Annotated in this window: 27 protein-coding genes; 5 read left to right on the top strand and 22 right to left on the bottom strand. The window is 38.5% G+C overall.

Features of this window, described 5'->3' with window-relative positions; all coding sequences use genetic code 11:
* The 8 genes from QM810_RS09060 to QM810_RS09095 form a co-directional block, all read right to left on the bottom strand.
* Positions 1–807: a metal ABC transporter permease gene (locus tag QM810_RS09060; protein WP_414254614.1), complete on the bottom strand. Its 807-nt coding sequence runs from the start codon at positions 805–807 to the stop codon at positions 1–3.
* Positions 800–1504: a metal ABC transporter ATP-binding protein gene (locus QM810_RS09065; protein WP_045762612.1), complete on the bottom strand. Its 705-nt coding sequence runs from the start codon at positions 1502–1504 to the stop codon at positions 800–802. Before QM810_RS09065 ends, QM810_RS09060 begins: the two co-directional genes overlap by 8 nt.
* On the bottom strand, positions 1504–1944 hold the full coding sequence (adcR, locus tag QM810_RS09070; RefSeq protein WP_414254615.1) for a zinc-dependent transcriptional regulator AdcR: 441 nt from the start codon (positions 1942–1944) through the stop codon (positions 1504–1506). The genes QM810_RS09065 and adcR overlap by 1 nt, the downstream gene beginning before the upstream one ends.
* A gap of 247 nt (positions 1945–2191) precedes the next feature.
* A complete protein-coding gene (gene dltD, locus QM810_RS09075) occupies positions 2192–3460 on the bottom strand; it encodes a D-alanyl-lipoteichoic acid biosynthesis protein DltD (RefSeq protein WP_414254616.1) in 1269 nt (422 codons plus the stop codon).
* Positions 3453–3692 (bottom strand): D-alanine--poly(phosphoribitol) ligase subunit DltC, encoded by a 240-nt coding sequence (gene dltC, locus QM810_RS09080; protein ID WP_414254617.1) that lies wholly within the window; start codon positions 3690–3692, stop codon positions 3453–3455. Before dltC ends, dltD begins: the two co-directional genes overlap by 8 nt.
* 13 nt (positions 3693–3705) lie before the next feature.
* Positions 3706–4950, bottom strand: a complete 1245-nt coding sequence (dltB, locus tag QM810_RS09085) for a D-alanyl-lipoteichoic acid biosynthesis protein DltB (RefSeq protein WP_414254618.1) — start codon at positions 4948–4950, stop codon at positions 3706–3708.
* Positions 4950–6497: a D-alanine--poly(phosphoribitol) ligase subunit DltA gene (gene dltA / locus QM810_RS09090; RefSeq protein WP_414254619.1), complete on the bottom strand. Its 1548-nt coding sequence runs from the start codon at positions 6495–6497 to the stop codon at positions 4950–4952. The genes dltB and dltA overlap by 1 nt, the downstream gene beginning before the upstream one ends.
* A 19-nt stretch (positions 6498–6516) precedes the next feature.
* Positions 6517–6648: a teichoic acid D-Ala incorporation-associated protein DltX gene (locus QM810_RS09095; RefSeq protein WP_006154052.1), complete on the bottom strand. Its 132-nt coding sequence runs from the start codon at positions 6646–6648 to the stop codon at positions 6517–6519.
* A gap of 279 nt (positions 6649–6927) precedes the next feature.
* Between QM810_RS09095 and hslO the strand changes: the two genes are divergently transcribed.
* On the top strand, positions 6928–7800 hold the full coding sequence (gene hslO / locus QM810_RS09100; RefSeq protein WP_414254620.1) for an Hsp33 family molecular chaperone HslO: 873 nt from the start codon (positions 6928–6930) through the stop codon (positions 7798–7800).
* Positions 7787–8767 carry a tRNA dihydrouridine synthase DusB gene (gene dusB / locus QM810_RS09105; RefSeq protein WP_414254621.1) on the top strand — a complete coding sequence of 327 codons (981 nt, stop codon included), beginning with the start codon at positions 7787–7789 and terminating at the stop codon, positions 8765–8767. Before hslO ends, dusB begins: the two co-directional genes overlap by 14 nt.
* Before the next feature lie 47 nt (positions 8768–8814).
* Here the strand turns inward: dusB and QM810_RS09110 are convergent, their stop codons facing one another.
* Complete coding sequence (locus QM810_RS09110) at positions 8815–9501, bottom strand: YoaK family protein (RefSeq protein WP_414254647.1); 687 nt, start codon at positions 9499–9501, stop codon at positions 8815–8817.
* Between the two features lie 116 nt (positions 9502–9617).
* Positions 9618–10304: a hypothetical protein gene (locus QM810_RS09115; protein WP_414254622.1), complete on the bottom strand. Its 687-nt coding sequence runs from the start codon at positions 10302–10304 to the stop codon at positions 9618–9620.
* Between the two features lie 277 nt (positions 10305–10581).
* Between QM810_RS09115 and QM810_RS09120 the strand changes: the two genes are divergently transcribed.
* Positions 10582–10812 carry a hypothetical protein gene (locus QM810_RS09120; RefSeq protein ID WP_414254623.1) on the top strand — a complete coding sequence of 77 codons (231 nt, stop codon included), beginning with the start codon at positions 10582–10584 and terminating at the stop codon, positions 10810–10812.
* Between the two features lie 50 nt (positions 10813–10862).
* Here QM810_RS09120 and QM810_RS09125 read toward each other — a convergent pair whose 3' ends face one another.
* From QM810_RS09125 to QM810_RS09155, 7 genes are all read right to left on the bottom strand, one after another.
* Positions 10863–11636, bottom strand: a complete 774-nt coding sequence (locus tag QM810_RS09125; RefSeq protein ID WP_414254624.1) for an NUDIX domain-containing protein — start codon at positions 11634–11636, stop codon at positions 10863–10865.
* Between the two features lie 73 nt (positions 11637–11709).
* On the bottom strand, positions 11710–14142 hold the full coding sequence (locus tag QM810_RS09130) for an ATP-dependent Clp protease ATP-binding subunit (RefSeq protein ID WP_414254625.1): 2433 nt from the start codon (positions 14140–14142) through the stop codon (positions 11710–11712).
* Between the two features lie 6 nt (positions 14143–14148).
* Positions 14149–14607 (bottom strand): CtsR family transcriptional regulator, encoded by a 459-nt coding sequence (locus QM810_RS09135; RefSeq protein ID WP_178895548.1) that lies wholly within the window; start codon positions 14605–14607, stop codon positions 14149–14151.
* A gap of 270 nt (positions 14608–14877) precedes the next feature.
* Positions 14878–15066: a 16S rRNA processing protein RimM gene (locus QM810_RS09140; protein WP_414254626.1), complete on the bottom strand. Its 189-nt coding sequence runs from the start codon at positions 15064–15066 to the stop codon at positions 14878–14880.
* 67 nt (positions 15067–15133) lie between these two features.
* Positions 15134–15349, bottom strand: a complete 216-nt coding sequence (locus QM810_RS09145; protein WP_414254627.1) for a hypothetical protein — start codon at positions 15347–15349, stop codon at positions 15134–15136.
* Between the two features lie 45 nt (positions 15350–15394).
* Entirely contained in the window at positions 15395–15562 is a 168-nt protein-coding gene (locus tag QM810_RS09150; RefSeq protein WP_414254628.1) for a hypothetical protein, read from the bottom strand.
* Between the two features lie 387 nt (positions 15563–15949).
* Positions 15950–16174, bottom strand: coding sequence for a hypothetical protein (locus tag QM810_RS09155; protein WP_414254629.1), 225 nt, complete (start codon positions 16172–16174; stop codon positions 15950–15952).
* A 236-nt stretch (positions 16175–16410) separates the two neighbouring features.
* Between QM810_RS09155 and QM810_RS09160 the strand changes: the two genes are divergently transcribed.
* A complete protein-coding gene (locus QM810_RS09160; protein ID WP_414254630.1) occupies positions 16411–16620 on the top strand; it encodes a CPCC family cysteine-rich protein in 210 nt (69 codons plus the stop codon).
* 34 nt (positions 16621–16654) lie between these two features.
* The gene (locus QM810_RS09165; RefSeq protein ID WP_414254631.1) at positions 16655–16870 is read left to right on the top strand and encodes a hypothetical protein; all 216 of its coding nucleotides are present in this window, start codon (positions 16655–16657) and stop codon (positions 16868–16870) included.
* A gap of 267 nt (positions 16871–17137) precedes the next feature.
* Here the strand turns inward: QM810_RS09165 and QM810_RS09170 are convergent, their stop codons facing one another.
* The 5 genes from QM810_RS09170 to QM810_RS09190 all read right to left on the bottom strand — a co-directional run bounded on the left by QM810_RS09170 (position 17138) and on the right by QM810_RS09190 (position 18947).
* Complete coding sequence (locus QM810_RS09170) at positions 17138–17458, bottom strand: hypothetical protein (protein WP_414254632.1); 321 nt, start codon at positions 17456–17458, stop codon at positions 17138–17140.
* Positions 17459–17485: 27 nt separating this feature from the next.
* The gene (locus tag QM810_RS09175; RefSeq protein ID WP_414254633.1) at positions 17486–17725 is read right to left on the bottom strand and encodes a hypothetical protein; all 240 of its coding nucleotides are present in this window, start codon (positions 17723–17725) and stop codon (positions 17486–17488) included.
* Positions 17726–17882: 157 nt separating this feature from the next.
* A complete protein-coding gene (locus QM810_RS09180; protein ID WP_414254634.1) occupies positions 17883–18143 on the bottom strand; it encodes a hypothetical protein in 261 nt (86 codons plus the stop codon).
* Positions 18144–18294: 151 nt separating this feature from the next.
* Entirely contained in the window at positions 18295–18570 is a 276-nt protein-coding gene (locus QM810_RS09185; protein ID WP_414254635.1) for a hypothetical protein, read from the bottom strand.
* 50 nt (positions 18571–18620) lie between these two features.
* A complete protein-coding gene (locus QM810_RS09190; protein WP_414254636.1) occupies positions 18621–18947 on the bottom strand; it encodes a hypothetical protein in 327 nt (108 codons plus the stop codon).
* Positions 18948–19003: the final 56 nt, after the last annotated feature.

The following is a 19003-nucleotide window of genomic DNA, read 5'->3' on the forward strand; positions in this document are numbered from 1 at the left end:
CTATTTTATAAAACGTTTAAGTAAGCTGACTAACAAAAAGACAACTACAAAGATAATGGTAATACTTGCACTTGGTGGTGTCTCTGCATAATAGGAAATATAAAGCCCCGCAACCATGCCAAGAAAACCAATGGCACTAGCAAGTATCATCACTGAACTAAAGTTCTTCCCTAGACGCAAAGCAATACTTGCTGGTAAGACCATGATAGTCGATACCAAAAGTGCTCCCGCAGCTGGTATCATGAGGGCAATAGCCACACCAGTTACCATGTTAAAGAGAATAGACATGGTACGCACTGGAAGTCCATCGACAAAAGCTGTATCCTCGTCAAAGGTTAGGATATACATGGGTCTTAAAAAGAGGAAGGTCAGGATTAAAACAACCGCTGCAATGACAAAGAGTCCAATTACCTGCTCTTGACTAATAGTCACAATAGAACCAAAAAGGTATTGGTCCAAGCTCATAGAACTTGAGCTCTTACCTTTACTCATAACAATGAGTGAAACTGCAAGTCCTGTAGACATGAGAATGGCTGTCCCAATCTCCATAAAGCTCTTATAAACCGTACGGAGATATTCAAGAAAGACCGCTGCAATCAAGACAATGGCAATGGTTGAGATGGTCGGAGAAATTCCTAAAACCAAGCCAAAGGCAACACCCGAAAGCGAAACGTGACTCAGAGTATCACTCATGAGACTTTGACGACGCAAGATGAGGAAGGTCCCAAGAACTGGTGAAAAGAGACTCATGGCAATAACTGCCAAAAAGGCTCGCTGCATGAAATCATAAGACAATAGATTAAACATGGTCCACCTCCTGATCATTTTCATGGACATTGAAGCAACGCCATGGGGAATCTTGGTCTCGAACCAGGTGAATGTTACGATCTGCGTAATCCTTGACTTCTTCAGGATCGTGGGTAATCATCAAGACAGCCTTACCATGATGGTGGGCACTATGGTGCATGAGCTCATAGAATTCATTTTTAGTACCTGCATCCATCCCTGTCGTTGGTTCATCCAAGATAAAGATATCTGGATCCGAAGCAAACATACGTGCAATAACCGCTCTTTGCTTTTGTCCGCCAGAGAGAGAGCCAATCCGTTTATCCCGATGTTCCCACATACCGACAGAGTTCAAACTCGCCTTAATGTGTTCTTCATCGTGAGCATTCAAACGACGGAACCAGCCCTTTCTTGGGTAGCGACCTGATTTGACAAACTCATAAACAGTACTTGGAAAGCCCGCATTAAAACTGGCGATCTGCTGGGGAAGATAGGCAATTCTTAATTTTTTCCCATGAATATTTGTCTTTGAGATGGTTACTTTGCCAATTCGTGGTTGAAGAATTCCAAGACTAGCCTTGATAAGCGTTGTCTTGGCTGCTCCATTTTCCCCAGTAAGGGTGACAAATTCCCCACTATCAACACTGTAATTGATATGCTCAAGCACAGGTTCCTTGTCATAATAGAAGGACAAATCCTCTACTGTGATGTATCTCATTACTTGATTTCTCCTACTAAAGCAGTTAAAAACCGCTGGATAATTTTTTGTTCGTTTGGCGTAAACTGAGTGGCAACCTGCTCATAAGTCGAGAGGGTATGTTCATGATGATGGTGGTGTTCCTCAGCAATAGGTCGAGCCAAGTCTGTCAATTGATAGAAGACAACGCGAGCATCCTTAGGATCCTTAGATGTCTCCAACATCCCCTCCTTAATCAGGGATTTGATAGCCTTGGTAACGGCAGCTTGACTAACATTGAGACGACGCGCCAACTCAGAGTTGGTGAGCGACTCCTCTGATAAAAGCATGAGAATATGCTCCTGGGTATTGGTCAAGGCTACATCACTGGTACAATGACCAATGAGAATTTCATGCTGATTTTCCGCCTTGAGAATAATCTCATTTAAAAATTGATCGATATCTTTTGCCAACTGTCTCATGATTTGCTCCTTTCTCAGAACAGAATTTCTATAAATACAAGGTTCTCACACCATTCCTTTACTAGTTAAGTATATCACATCCAAGCAAGGAGTCAAGAAAAAAGATGAAAACAATTTTTTATGTTTTCATTTTCTCGATCTCTTTTTACTTACCTTTGTTCAAATGAAGAGGCCACTACCACAATGTCCATTACCAAAAATCATCTATTACAAAGAGCCCAAACCAAGGTTCAGGCTCTATTGCTATTTATTGAAAATCTTTGATATTACCATCGTAATCCGCCCAATCCTGACTGAAGAATCGATCATTCATTTGGTAATTAGGAGCTGTTGTTGGATTACTCAAAAAAGGATTTACAACCTTATCAAACGCCAACCAGCCTAACCAACCGATATGAATCGTATCCTTGACAAAATAAGGTTCATCACCGTTTTTTGAAAAATCAGCAATATTGGTGAAACCTTGACTCTCCAATTGGTAACGAATTTTTTCGACAGAGTGTTGATACATTTCTTCACTCAAACCTGTATAATCCATCCATTTTTTATTGACAGGTTGAAACACGAAGAGCACATTGACCTTAGACTTGGCAAACTGATCAAGCACTAACTGCAAATCATTATACTCCCTTGACTGGAGAAAGTTGTAATTTTTTTGATACCCTTCCCACTTTTTTAAATCTTTCTTTAGTTGAGTATTGTAAAAGTGGTTATCCATCCCCAAATCATTATTGGTCGTATTTTCTTCTGCATCCTTACGTGCAATATTTTCCAATTCTTCATAAGAAAATTGATCCGGGAGGCTGTTCAAATATTTTTCAATATGATCTTTATACTTTAATTGGCCTCGAATGGAGAATTGACCAAAAAGGGCAGCTTGTCTCTCATTGAACTCGGCAGAGAGATTAACCATCGTTTGATCAAAGTCTGACAATTTTTCATTCTTAGCCAGTTTCTCAACAATCCCCTTCATCGGAACTCTTGGATTTTGCTTTAAGAGTCTATTAGCCGCATATTGAGAGGCTAAATCCCCAGATTGATTCTCCAAAAAGGCAGTCAACTGATCGTTATTAAAGTAAGTTTGGAAAATAGTCGGATCATGATCCTCTTTTGTAAACCACTGTGGAGAGATTACAAATACAGCTTGTTTATTTTTAAGCTCAGGTGTGATTTGTTGCATCCCAAAATACTGACTAAGAGAAGCCGCTCCTGCCTGCCCCATAAAATAAGGACGATAGGGGCGATTATACTTTTCAGCTAATACTCCTGGATGCATGCTATCAAAACGAATCCATTCACTTGATCCAAAGAAAGGGATAAACCGCATGTCAGGGTCTGTAAGAGCTCTCACTTTTTGGCTTCTCTCCTTAAAGCTTTCTGCACTTATTGAGGCCGCAGAGTATTTTTCCTCCATAAGATTGTGACTTTTACTGCTAGGATAGAAAAAGATAAGTAGAAGAACCAATAAACCCGCTACAAGGAGTGGTCCAAAAATCAACCACAAGCGTTTAATCATTCTTTAACTCCGTAATCCCTGCTACGATTTTATTGGCTGTATTCCAGTCATCACGACCAAATTCTGTAACCGGGACACGAATATCAAAGCGATTCTCAATTTCCACAATTAATTCAACTGTTCCCATACTGTCCAAGACACCTGCATCAAAAAGATCCTCATCCATCATGTCAGAAACATCTTCCATAAACAATTCATCAATAATTTCAATAACTTCTGATTTGATATCCATTTTTTAATTCCTTCTATTTTTTAAACCATAAATCATTCAAGAATCCGGAGAAGATTAAGAATGAAATCATCACGACATGGAAGGTTATCACCATGCCAAGTAACTGAACCCAACGGTTCTCAGGCAAGGGAGCTCGCCCTGCTTTCTTACGTTCTTTATTGAGCGTTTTTTTCTTCCGAACCCAGGCATCATTCATCACTAAGCCTAGTCCATGAAAGAGTCCGTAAGCGATATAAAACCATGTTATCCCATGCCAGAAGCCCATAAGGAGCATATTCAGGATATAGGCGACACTTGAAGTCACATTTCGATTCTTAAAAAGCTTCTTTCTCGTCATTAACATGACCATGCGCATAAAGACAAAATCACGGAACCAGAAAGATAAACTCATATGCCAACGATTCCAAAACTCCTTCAAATCCCTTGATAAAAAAGGTTTGTTGAAGTTGATCGGACTACGAATTCCCATCAGATTTGAAATCGCCAAAGCAAACATAGAATAGCCCGCAAAATCAAAGAAAAGATCCAAACCAAATGTATACATGACTGCTACTACATAATAGTTAAAGAATCCACCTGCCTGAAGAGCTAGATTTTTTAGGGGCGTTAACATAATTTCGCCTAAAATATGAGCCAGGATAAATTTATACAGAAACCCCATCATGATATATCGAACTGACTCAGCTAGCATGTCCATCAACTCATCACGTTCTGGAATCGTCTTATAATTTTCATTAAAACGCTTGAAACGATCAATAGGACCACTTGAAAATGTCGGCATAAAGAGGAGAAAACGTAAATACTCCCACAACTTCAATTCCTTAATGACTCCATCTCTGAGTTCAATAATGATTCCCACCGAACGAAAAGTCAAATAGGAAATACCAATAAATCCTAATAAAGACTGTGTGCCGTTAATAGCCGGTTGCACTTTCACAAAAATGATGGGAAGTAACGATAATAAACTCACCAAGTAGAAAATCCATTTGCCATCTCGGACTTTTCGATACTGCTTGTAAAAAAGTACCAGTAATATTTGCCATATCAGATAAATACCTAAGGCAGCTATCTGATTAGTCTTGCCCCCCGTCAACATAGTTACGATAAAGAACAAACTAACCAATATTTCATACCAGGCAAAACGTTTTTTGAAAAAAAGTCCGATAAAGATTGGCAAGGTAGCAGTAATCACGTACAAAAAGTACTGCGGATTCCCATACGGCTCAATATGAGGCAGCTGTTTCAGGAAATCCATCATCAATTATTCACCTCGTTAATCAATCCTTTGATATCAATCTTGCCATTTGGAGTCAGTGGCAATTCCTCTCTGTAAAGAAACTTAGATGGCATCATGTAAGACATCATAATATCTTCCAAGTCTTCCTTGATAGCTTTCGTGATATCAATTTCGCGCTCAAATTGTTCTTTGACGCCATCTTTTAAGATAACATAGGCCAAGAGATTTTGGACCTTGTGATCCTTGTTGTAACGAGGAACTGCAACAGCAGATTCAACGTACTTGGATTTGTTCAAGTTTTGAGAGACATCCTCTAGTTCAATACGATAGCCATTAAACTTGATCTGGAAGTCCATCCGTCCACCGTAAAGAAGAAGACCTTCATCTGTCATAGTTCCAACATCTCCAGTGTGGTAGGCTGGCAAACCTTCAAATTCGAAGAAAGCTTCAGCTGTTTTTTCAGGATTGTTCATGTAGCCTTTTGAAACAGCTGGACCAGATACGATGATCTCCCCTTGCTCACCATTTGGCAATTTGTTTCCTGCATCATCAATGATGAAGGTTGGAGAATCTTCTTTGGTATAGCCAATTGGCAAGCGTTTAAGAGTCGCTAACATCTCATCTGTAATAGCGACTGCCGACAAAGCAACAGTCGCTTCCGTTGGACCGTAGGCATTGATGATGCGTGCATTTGGGAAACGCTCGCGCAATTTCTGAGCGGTTTTAACGGTCAACTCTTCCCCATCAAAGTAGAAATGGGTGATCCCTGGCATCTTTTCAGCATTGAAATCTTCAGACAACATGGCCATATCTGCAAAAGATGGTGTTGAAGTCCAGATCGCAATCGGAAGAGAAAAGATGGTTGCAAAGAGTTGTTTGAAATCTTGAGTGATGGCTGACGGAAGGGCAAAAAGCGTTCCTCCAAGAGCCAAGGTCGGTGCCCAGTACATGACAGATAAGTCAAAAGAATAGGGCGGTTGCGCCAACATTTGCGGACGCTCTGGCGTTGCAAATTCCTTGTCCGTAATCATCCAGTTGGTAAAGCTGAGCAAGTTGCCGTGCGAAATTTGCACCCCTTTTGGTTTCCCAGTAGTCCCTGAGGTAAAGATGATATAGTAGTTATCATCTCCCTTGACCGGATGTTGCAAGTCATAGACATTCTGAGCCGCATAAGCTTCACGTACTTGCTCCAAGGACATGATTGGAGCAGCTAGGTTTCCCAATGGAAATTCATTGATGGCTATGATTAAGCTTGGTTCTGCTACTTCAAGAATGGCAGACACACGCTCCAAGGCAGAATGGCTATCAATTGGGATATAGGCATGGCCAGATTTTGTCAAGGCCACAAAAGTAGCCAACATCTCATACTCTTGACCACCAAAAACCACTACAGGAGATTTCTCAGGTAGGTCTAGTCGATCAATAGCTGCAGCCAAGCTATCTGAATCAGCCTTCAATTGACCATAGGTGTGCTCTTCTCCAAGGACATTATATACTGGAAAAGCAGGCTGAGTTTGAGCAAAATACTCAATTCTTTCAATCATATCTCTAATTGGCTTATTAGACACGATTCGTTCTCTCCTTAAACTAAAATTCATTGTAAATAAAGCTTCCCTGACTTTGCCCTAAATAACTAAAGAAATAAAGTAAACCCAGTAAAACAATAAAATACAGGACAGTTTGCCCTAAAAAAACATAGTATGGTTTCTTTTTATTCATGATTGATTTCTTTTCTGTAAATTTTCATCAATTTTTTGCAAACATACAATTACTATTTAATCTCGTTCCCATTTTACCATTTTACCACTTTATTCTCTTTATTTTCAACTGTTTACCATTTTTTAGAAGTTGATTTTAGCTTATTTTAAGACAAGCCAAGCTAGGAATAAAAACATCATCCCTTTGTTATCTAGCGCAAACAATTTTAAATCATGCAATTTGAAAGACTAGCAAACACACAGCTCCCGCTTTGGGCATTTTTATGCTAAAATAGTAGCTATGGATAAAATTATTAAAACAATATCAGAAAGTGGATCTTTTCGTGCTTATGTACTAGACAGCACTGAAACTGTCCGCACTGCTCAAGAAAAACATCAAACTCAAGCTAGCTCAACTGTAGCACTTGGTCGTACTTTGATTGCCAGTCAAATTCTCGCCGCAAATGAAAAGGGAGATACTAAAATTACGGTCAAAGTCCTCGGAACTAGCTCACTCGGAGCCATCATCACCGTTGCAGATACCAAGGGGAATGTCAAAGGCTATGTACAAAACCCTGGTGTGGATATTAAAAAAACTGCAACTGGTGAAGTACTGGTGGGACCTTTTGTCGGCAATGGACAATTTCTAGTTATTACTGATTACGGTACTGGAAACCCATATCATTCCATGACGCCTCTTATTTCTGGAGAAATTGGCGAAGACCTAGCTTTCTACCTGACAGAAAGCCAACAAACTCCGTCAGCAGTTGGACTTAATGTTCTTTTAGATGAAGACGATAAGGTCAAGGTTGCTGGTGGCTTTTTGCTCCAAGTATTGCCAAATGCCAAAGAGGAAGAAATCGCACGCTTTGAAAAACGTATCCAAGAGATGCCTGCCATTTCGACTCTTCTAGAAAGCGACGACCATATCGAAGCCCTTCTCAAAGCTATCTACGGCGACGAATCATACAAACGTCTGTCTGAAGAAGAAATTCGTTTCCAATGCGACTGTAGCAAAGAACGCTTTATGGGTGCTCTTGCCAGCCTTCCAAGTTCAGATTTGCAGGAAATGAAAGACGAAGATCACGGGGCAGAGATTACTTGTCAATTCTGCCAAACTACTTATAACTTTGATGAAAACGACCTGGAGGAACTCATTCGTGACAAATCTTAATACACCTTTTATGATTGGGAACGTCGAGATCCCAAACCGGACGGTCCTCGCACCTATGGCAGGCGTAACTAACTCTGCCTTTCGTACCATTGCAAAAGAGCTCGGAGCTGGCCTTGTGGTCATGGAAATGGTCTCTGACAAAGGTATCCAATACAATAACGAAAAGACTCTTCACATGCTTCATATCGATGAAGGAGAGAACCCAGTTTCTATCCAGCTCTTTGGTAGTGACGAAGATAGCCTAGCACGCGCAGCAGAATTCATCCAAGAAAACACCAAGACCGATATCGTCGATATCAACATGGGCTGCCCAGTTAATAAAATCGTAAAAAACGAGGCTGGTGCTATGTGGCTCAAGGATCCAGACAAGATCTATTCTATCATTAACAAGGTTCAATCAGTCCTTGATATCCCTCTCACTGTCAAAATGCGTACAGGCTGGTCTGACCCATCCCTAGCAGTAGAAAATGCCCTTGCCGCTGAAGCTGCAGGTGTTTCTGCCCTTGCTATGCATGGTCGTACCCGTGAGCAAATGTATACTGGTCACGCTGACCTCGAAACTCTTCACAAGGTTGCACAAGCTCTGACTAAGATTCCATTTATTGCTAATGGTGACATCCGCACTGTCCAAGATGCCAAACAACGCATTGAAGAAGTCGGTGCTGATGCCATTATGATTGGACGCGCAGCTATGGGAAATCCTTACCTCTTCAATCAAATCAATCACTACTTTGAAACAGGGGAAATTCTTCCCGATTTAACCTTCGAAGACAAGATGAAAATCGCTTACGAGCACTTGAAACGCTTGATTGATCTCAAGGGAGAAAAGGTTGCGGTCCGTGAATTCCGTGGACTAGCTCCTCACTATCTCCGTGGAACATCTGGAGCCGCTAAACTTCGTGGCGCTATTTCACAAGCAAGTACTCTAGCAGAGATTGAAGCACTATTGCAGTTAGATAAAGCATAATCTTCTATCTCACAAAAAAGGCAAAGCTCAAAAAGAGCCTTGCCTTTTTATATATTTTCATCTTGCAAATCTAGTTGCTTCACTCTAGCTATATAGTAGGACATAATCAAAAACAAATTGAAGCTGACAATCCAAATAGACCATTCATGGAAAAAATGCATCGATACAGCCAAACTAATTGCCCCCACTACGAAACTACCGACAACGATCCCATAGTTCAAAGCTTGGCGACGATATTCTTGAACATCTCCTTCTCCTCTAACGATGCGATACAAAGCAGTCAACATCTTTCGGTAATTTCCAGAGGTCATAAAAATGACATAGGGATGATCTTCAATCAAACTACCCGTAAATGTTAGCATCATCATGCCTGTTCCAAAAGCAATAAAAGGTACTTCTAATAGAGGAAAGCGAGAAAAGAAGGGAAGAACAAGGGTCCCGATAAATAAGGGAAGCAGCATCTTAACCCGCCAATAGGCTGTTTTACGATATTCCTTCATGTGCAAGGCAAAAACAAATCCTAGGGAAAAGAAAATAATGGAGCAGAATCGCAACATGGTATTGATGACATTCGAGTCATGCCAATCTGATATCAGTAGGAGAATATTTCCTGTCTGTGTAGCCACCAAACTATGGTACTGAATGTGACAGAATACATCCAAAGAACCACCTATAAAGCCAAGAAACACTCCCATGAGTCGTGTATTTTGAGGTAAAATTAATTTATCCGCCATTGCTTTGTCACTCATTCCCTTTCGATTCATTTATTATACCACTTCTATTAGAGAAATTAAGTGAAAAACAGTTGAACTACTCTTTTCTATATTTAGAATAGACTTGAGGTACCTTTCTATGGTTGAATCAAGACAACACTAGAAACTGTACCATCCGCTCCTGTTGTAATTTGGATGACTTTTCCACCACCTACTTCAGCATTGTATTTCCCATCATCAAGAGTATAAGAATAGCTTTGGATAGAATAGTTTTCTTTCTTACCATCAGCAGATTCTACTGTAAACTGACCACTTGATGAGACAGTGATCGTTTCGCCATTAGCACCCTTCCAATTTCCAGCTGCAGCCGAAAAATCTTTGTCAACCATGGTCAAGACACCTTTATAACGTTTGTTATGTTTTGCCTGCTTGTCTTGAAGTTTGCGATCAGTTGTTGGATCATAAGTTGACTGATTCGGTTTTGCTTGTGTTCCTTGTTGATTGGATGGGGATTGAGAAGGGGCTTGCTTAGCAGAAGATTCTTGGTTCTGCTTTGTTTCTGGTGCCGTTGTTGCTTGCGATTGATTAGGAGTAGACGTCGACTGATCAGAAGATGACGACTTAGTGTTTTCTGATGAAGTCGATGACTTCTGAGTCTTGTTATCTTTACTTGAAGAACTTGCCTTAGAACTAGAAGATGCTTGTGTTGTCTTACTAGAACTATCACTCGCAGTGTTCTCTTTCTTATTACCACAAGCTCCTAATAACAAGGTTGAAGCGAGTACAGTTGCGGCCATCAATTTGATAGAAGTTTTATTTTTCATTTTACACTCCTTATGTAATGATTTTGAAATGTTTAGAAATATTTTTGTAACAATGTTGTAATATTTGGTTTTGAATCTGTCAACTATTTATATATGGTTTTGGTTTTTATTTATACTTGTTTCTTTTTTCGCCTCCTATCTCTACTATTCGTAAAGAATTTAAAAAAACAGAAAAATTCTTCCTACTGAAATGCTATGTTTTAAAAGTGTAATCGCTTGCATTTTTTTCTTGAAGGGCTATAATAAAATTGAAATAGGATGTTGGAGGTGTAGGTTTATGTCAAGCAAATATTACAAATATCTTCCTTGGATGATTATTGGTGCATTCTCTTCTTATGGAATTGCTACTCATTACGCTCAAACAACATTTGATTTGTTCTATTTAACTGCCATTTTCATGATTGTCTATGTGTCTCTAATGTACTTACACGAACATTATTTAAAATATAAATACAAAGATTTATTCATTCGAATCATGAGCAATTCTAATAAAGATAAACATCCTTAAACAAAAAATAACAACAAAAAGAGGCCGGGAAGAATCTCGACCTCACTTTTTTATTTTAATCGATAAATGGTAATGACTTCCTTCTGAGGAATCCGTTTAAAACCAACTTCCTCTAAGCTATCTCCATATTTCTCTAAGAAACTATCACTTGTACAGGATTTCTCTGGACATAGAGTCTCAATGAGAGCTAGGCCGTCATCCACTGTAAACTCATCCTCTAGTAGGTAAAGGAAACGAGGGTCATAGTCGATAGCTTTTTGAATTTTCCTGATAGATTCTTGAATAATGGATAAGTGGTCAAATGCAAAGTCCTTCTCTTCCAGTTCTCTTCCATCCAAACAACACTTACCTGTGTGAAAATTAACATCTACAAGAACGACTTCTTTTGCATCGTCTCCAGCCTTAGCTAGATCAATTGCTCGGCTAGGTAGGTAAACCAAGTGGGCAATGGTAACTGTCCAACCCCTGGGATCACGACCAGGAGTAGATACTGTCACTAGCTGCTCAATCTTTTCTAGTGGAAGTTCAAGATTGATTTCTTCTTTCACTTCACGCTGACAAGCATGGGCAGCATCTTCACCCTTATCCATAAATCCGCCAACTAGCGCTAAACAATTTTGAAAAGGATGTGCCTTACGACGAATCAGAAAGAGTTTCATTTTCCCTTCTACAAAGCAATAGGCTACCATGTCCACAGTCACACTTGGCTTTTCATACTGAGGGAGTTCTTGCTGGTGATACCACTCAAGAAACTCCTCCTGGCTTGCATGAACTTCAAAATACTCTTTTTCTGTCATCCCGGTTGGAATTTTCTGATTCATCATCTTCTACTTCCTTTCTGCAATTGATGGCAATGAAGAGGTCGTATCTACAAATTATAGATTCTTAGTTCTTGTTTTATACAATATCAAATTTCAATTGACCAGCTTTGACACCAATCTTCAGTGTCTTGCCTTCTTTCAGTTCACCTGTAAGAAGAAGTTCAGCTAGTTTGTCTTCTACTTCTGTTTGCAAAGTTCTGCGTAGTGGACGAGCTCCCATCGCTGGATCATATCCCTTCTGAGCCAGAAGCTTAAGGGCAGATGCTTGAAGTTTCAAGTCAATCCCTTTTTCTGCCAAACTTGCAATCAATGGTTTGACCATAATCTTAACCACGTCCTGCATATCTTGACTTGACAAGCTATGGAAGACTACCTTCTCATCAATACGGTTGATAAACTCTGGACGATAAGCTTTTTTCAACTCTTCAAACATACGTTTTTCCATACTCTCTTGATCAAAACGAATATCTCGAGCTCCAAAACCGACTGTCTTATCATCACGAAGGGCTGTCGCACCAAGGTTTGATGTCATGATAATAATGGTATTTGAGAAATCAACCCTGCGACCCTTACTATCCGTTAAGACACCATCATCCAAGACCTGCAAGAGCACATTAAAGATGTCTGGGTGAGCCTTTTCTACCTCATCAAAAAGCAAGACTGAGTAAGGTTTGTTACGAACCTTCTCGGTCAACTCTCCGCCCTCTTCGTAGCCTACATAACCTGGAGGAGCTCCGTTGAGACGGCTGGCTGCAAATTTCTCCATGTATTCACTCATGTCAAAGCGGATAAGGGCTGACTCGTCATCAAAGAGAACTTCTGCCAAGGCCTTGGCCAATTCAGTCTTACCAACACCTGTTGGTCCTAGGAACATAAAGGATCCAATTGGTCGTTTGTTATTGCGGATTCCCGATTGATTTCGGCGAATAGCACGACTGATACTAGATACAGCCTGTTCCTGCCCAATCACACGCTTGTGGAGTTCAGCTTCAAGATTGAGATACTTCTTAGCATCCGTCTGTGTCAATTTTTGAACCGGAATACCTGATAAGCGACTCAAGGTTGTCAAAATATCAGACTCTTTTACCAGATCTTTATAGACTGGAACTTCCTGCTCTTTTGCAATGAGCTGAGTTGCTTGTTTCCATTTGCCATCCATCAAGGCCTTGTCAGCAGCTGTTAAACCTGACTCATCTTTTTTAGCGTGTTTTGATTTATTTTGGACAGTTGCTGCTGCTTCATCCAAAAGATCAATTGCTGAGTCTGGCAAGTGACGACTTGTCAAATAACGATGGGCCATTTTGACAGCTGTTTCGACTGCATCGTCAGTAATCTGGACATGGTGGTGCTTCTCATAAGTTGCTTTTAATCCTTGTAAGATAGCCATACTATCAGCCACGCTCGGCTCCTCAATCATCACTTTAGCAAAGCGACGAGAAAGGGCTGCATCTTTTTCGATATGTTTTTGGTATTCTTCCTGAGTAGTTGCTCCGACAGTTCTCAGAGTTCCACGTGCCAAGGCAGGTTTCAGGATATTGGCCGCATCTAAGGTCGAGTCAATCCCGCTTCCTGACCCCATAATGGTATGAAGCTCATCGATAAAGAGAATGACCTTACCATCTTCCTCGATATCTTTGATGATATTGTTCATACGTTCTTCAAAATCCCCACGAAAACGAGTTCCTGCAACCACATTCATCAAGTCAAGTTCTAGGACACGCATTTTAGCCATTTCATCTGGCACATCTCCATTGGCAATACGTTGTGCAAGGCCAAGTGCCAGTGCTGTTTTACCAACACCTGCATCTCCAACTAGAACGGGATTATTTTTGGTCTTACGGCTCAAGATTTGAATCATACGAGAGATTTCTTGGTCACGGCCAATAACTGGTTCCAACTTGCCAGAACGAGCTTGCTCTGTGAGGTCATGAGTGTAATCTTCCAAACCACCACTTGGAGTTTGAGGCATGCCCATCATATTGGCCATCGAATTTTGCTTGTCTGCTGCGGAGCGGTGACGCTGACGCAGAGCCTTCAAATCTTCCTTTGTCCACCCAGCACGCGCTTCAAGGCTACGACGAAGTCCAGCAATTTTGACTTGGTCCTTCTGGTCTTCATAAGAAAAACCTGCTTTTTCCAAAATGCGAGTAGCTAAAGCATTGCCGTCATGCAAGATTGCGTAGAGAAGGTGCTCAGTTCCCAATGCTTTTGCATGTACAACGGAGGCAACATGTTCCGCCTCCAACATCAAGACGTTTAAACGATAGGAAAAAGGGAGTTCCTTGTAATCTTCCTTGTGGTTAAAGTTTGCCTCTGTTAATTCAACAGCTACCTCCTCTAAACGATCAATTTCATATGGAAACTCGTTCAAAGTTGCTCCAGCAACACTGTAGCTATGATTAGCCATAGCAATCAGTAGGTGCCAAGACTCCAGGTAGTCTGCTCCAAAGCGACTCGCCACTAGAAAGGCACTGTCTATACATTCTCTCAATGCTTTTGAATATTTCATGTAATTTTATTTTCCTTTTCTATCTACTTCATGCAATATCTGACGAAGCATATTCGCACGAATATAATCAGCTTCCTCGCCCAAAACACGATCTGAGGCCGTTGCAACTAACAGATTCATCTCCTGACGAGTCAAGAGTTCTTGTTCAAGTAAAAGTTTTAAAACATCTTCAAAGATAACTTGGCTGACTTCTTCACCCACTGAATACAACAAATCGCGGAGCATATCATGATGGTTAGAAAATTCAATTCGACCAATGCGAATATAACCCCCACCACCACGTTTACTCTCAACTAGATATCCTCTACTCTCTGTAAAACGAGTTTTAATCACATAGTTAATCTGGCTAGGTACCACTTGAAAGGTATCCGCTAGCTGGCTTCGTTGCAATTCTACGATACCAGATTGTTCTAAAATTGCCTTGATATAGGCTTCAATATGATCCGATGTATTTTTAAATTTCATAGCTTGCTACCTCCTTCTTAAACTTTGACTATCTTTGACTATACTATCATTTACGACTCTATAAGTCAAACTTTTAGGGCTTAATCCTTGAAAATACTGAGTTTTTTAAAAAACACTTTAGCATTAATTCGCCTTAGTTTTTCTTGAAAGTTCCTAAAAAAGTCTAAAAAAAAGCCCTAAAAGGGCGTATTTTGACGAGTTCAGCAGGCAAGAAATTAGCTCAATTAGATAGCCTTTTTATTTTACTTCTAAACCATCCATAATTGCTATTCATGTTGTCTCATCAACTTCTAGAGAAATTAGCTCATCAAATGACGTTGCCTGATATTCCTTTTCCCCAATCACTACTATAATGTCATTAACAGATTTTGGGAAAACCCAACATTGTTGACCATTATAATCAAAAGAGGCTTCCCAACCGTTACTATATAATTCCATTAAGTCGTCTATTATGGCCATATACATCCTTTTTCATATTGTTTTCTACCAAATAAGGCAGGCAAAGGTACCCCGATTGCCCTTAGCACTACGAAATTACTTTAATTGATATAATATCACTTTCAGGGAGAGAGAGCTCTGAAGGTTCATTAGACCTTGGATTATCAATGAGAATCGTAATTTCATCCTGTTCATCATTGTCCATTTCATCAACAAAATCTATGACAAGCCCCTTGATAATTTTACCATTATTAGTGACTACCTGAACTCTTAATCGGAGATAAGTCCATAGCCTTTTACTCATTTTCTACATCCTTTCTAGCCTAATTGCTAGTTTTACTTGAGCCATTTATGTAAGAATTCTAATCTCCTTAATACTACCTACTATCAAACCAGCAGCAAACTCTTCGTCTTCTCCAAGTTTAGGTGTCAGCTTAAGAAAAAAATCATAGTAATCAACAACATCGCCATCTACTCCTCTTTTTAGCATATCTAATATTTGTTGACTGTATTTCATCGCCCGCTCCTACTGATAAAAGAAATATAGTATATCTTACTTAAAAATAACAAGTCCCCTGATAAACTAACCTGCTATTTTTCTTTTCTTAAAAAATATTAAATACTCAAGCAAATAAAGGAACTGGTTTGACAATCAATAACCTATTTTATGCTATAATTTATGTAATGAGAGTTACTACCTCCTACATTAAAGGCTTCGGCTGTGGGAGGTGTGTGCTCTCTATTTTTTATGCTTATTATCTTCAGCTAATTCTTATAAAAGATACCTCTTTGAGTTATAATTTAGATAAGAAAGAAGTATGGCTTTCCCGCCCAAAAAGCTTTATAGCCGTGGGAGAGTCATGCTTCTTTTCTTTTAAAAACGTAACTGGATTTCTCTAGGTGCTTATTCATATTCAATTATTTCACCGATATAATTCTCATCAGAATCACTTTCAAAAGCGATCATATACTTAGAATCGAAGGAAGGAACAGTTTCGTATTCAAAACCTTTTAGCCTTACTTTCCGACAGATAATAGTTCCATTAAGTCCCTTATCTAATTCTGGATCTAAGTACAGAATTAAATAGTTTCCAAGTCTATTTTGACCGATAACTCTATTAACTTTCATGGTATACCTTCCTTTTTTATTATATTATATCATATCATATCTAAAAGACTTTATCATTCATTAGTAATATTAACTAGATTAAAGTATAATGATACTATAACTCTTGCAGAAGCTAAGAAAGCCTATCTCAGTAAAGTATAGAAAGATAAGAAATTTAAAAATATAAAGTATTTAGCTCTAGCCAATTAATATTTCTGGTTTCACTATTTTAAAACGATAATTAGGAGTAAGTAATTATGAATAAGACTGATAGAGAAAACTTAGTAATGATTAATGATGAAGAATATGTACATTGTCCAGTTTGCGGAACATTGACCGCCGTTTATGACATTTGTGAACATTGTAATTGGCAAAACACAGGGGAGACCAATATTGATGGCGGACCTAATAAGATGACTTTAGTAGAAGCTAAGGAAGCTTACCTTAAGGGAATTCCAATAATATAACAAACTATAGTACTATAAAAGCAGGAAAATAAAAATGGAACTTAGAAAGTTTAACAATAAAGTTGTAACGATTACAGACGTTGATAACCAGACCTTTGAGGGAATTTGTCTTTTTGAAGATAAGGATACTTTTGATGAAGAGTATGATGCTTTATCTGTTAAAACAGGTTTACGATGGATGAGATTATTTGAAAATGAAATTTTAAAAGTTGAAATTGCTGATAAAATCGACCAGTCAAAAAGCCCTTAGATTTGTTTCTAAGGGCTGATTTATTTGCAAGGATAGGCAGGACTGTCGAGGCTCCTGCATTTCTCGACCCACTAGCTAAATGGCGCGTTGGTGACAGATTCTCAACATCTATCCTTCGTATCTTAATTATTTCACAGTATCCATCAAAAACAAATTATGAGAGAGGCGACTGAACATCAAAAATAGTCTATTATATTTAAGCATGTTTACTATTGTATATAATCTTTATCAGTCATATTATTCAATGCTTATAAATAAATGCAGAATTTATGACTTTCTATCCGAGAAAAAATCTCTCCAGTAAGGATTTTCTCTATCAAAAATTCTAACTTCTTCTTCAGTCATATTGTGAGGATAATCACGAAAAAGGTTATAAATTTTTTTCTGGTCAAAGCTGAATAATATTTCTCCTCTAACATCTATCTTATCAATCCACCAAACTTTTGACTCTTCACTATCTTTGTAAAAATCACTGTACCCTTCAAGATTAGACTCCGAAAAAATGGGTTCATCTATTTCATCTGTTTCATCTATTTCATCGAATGGGTCTTGTTTGCTGTAGTCATTTAGTTCATTATTTAACATCATTTAATCACTTTTTGTTATCTCTTAAAATCAGCACCAGGTAAAAGATTTCTCGCTTGGTAATTCGCCTCTATCCCACATCTGCTTCACTGCTCCACGAGCCTTGTTTGCATAATAGGGTGCCCCAAGTTCTTTATCATAATTTGACTCGATAGCAACTGTAACTTCACCAGTGCGCTCATCAATCTCAATCAAACCTGGGTCACGATTTTCTGGAATATACCAATATCCTAAAATACTAGAATTGAAAATTTTAATTAGTTTCAACATTGCTTTTTCCTACATACTATATTTTCCAAAGAAGTTCAAGTCATTTAGTACCACACAACTTGCCCTGATTCTTTCAAGCTACCATCTTCATTTTTTAGATTTATAATACATTTTGACACATTGAACGGATTGATTGCTATAGTTTCTATGCAAAACGCTATGATTGACTATCCGATAGCGTATATACTGCCACTTTATTCATCAATTCATCCTCTGTGTAGTCAATTGCAAATGTATTCATTTCAAAAAAAGATTTTGGTGGAGTTGAATCCACAAAAGGGAGACTATTTATCCTATACTCTTTGTCTCCAATTTTTACAAATTGATTAACTCTTAATTCAGAAAAGTCTGGATTTTCAACTGTAATAGAGACCAAACGATTTGGAATTCTGTAAACAGCAATGATTCTATTTCTCATATAATTACCTACTACACAAATACTTGATTTAAAGTAAGTACCTCGGCCATTAACATTTAATTCAAGATCTGCGCCTATATATTTTTAATTTCTTCTTTTTTCATACAATACCATTCCACCTATAAACTCAAAGAACAAGATAAGCCCAAATTTAGCTATCTACTAGTTGTTTTGCTTTTTCATAGTAAGTCTTTAAAAAATTTTGGCACAATTCTCTGTTCTCTGTATCTTCTTCGACATAGAAATAATACATTGGTTCATCATTAATAACATCAAAAAGAGGTTCATTCTCTGCTATCAAACTGTCAGCAAAAGCCTCATCTTCGCCTAATTTAGCAGTGAGCTCAAGAAAAAAGTCATAGTAATCATCAACATCACCACTTACACCTCTTTTTAGCATGTCTAATACTTGTTGACTGTATCTCATAACAACTCCTCTTTCTAATTATAAGACAACACTTCACCTACACTGAATCATCATTTTTCAATCATCCTGATGATTTCTTTTAAGGTTGGCTTGGTCTTTCTAATTCTATCCCATGCTCTCATTTTTAAAAAAGTTGGTAAAGGAATGCCATTTATTTTAGGCATTTCTTTAGATAATTTATATTTTTGTCTAATTTTATCTTTATTATCCATTACATACTGATTACGAGGTAAACAATAAAAAATACCCTCGCCAAAATAACTTAGCTCTTCATCGGATATTTCAATAAGTTCTTCCGGTTTTACAAAAATAGACCTATTTACTCTATCTTCTCCACTAGAAAAAATATTTTCCACAAAATCTTTATCAAATCCCATTTTTATACCATGTTTTATTTTTCTTCATTATAGCGCTTTTAGCACCTTCTCGCAAG

This window comes from Streptococcus infantis (assembly GCF_047464155.1).
Classification (GTDB): domain Bacteria; phylum Bacillota; class Bacilli; order Lactobacillales; family Streptococcaceae; genus Streptococcus; species Streptococcus infantis_U.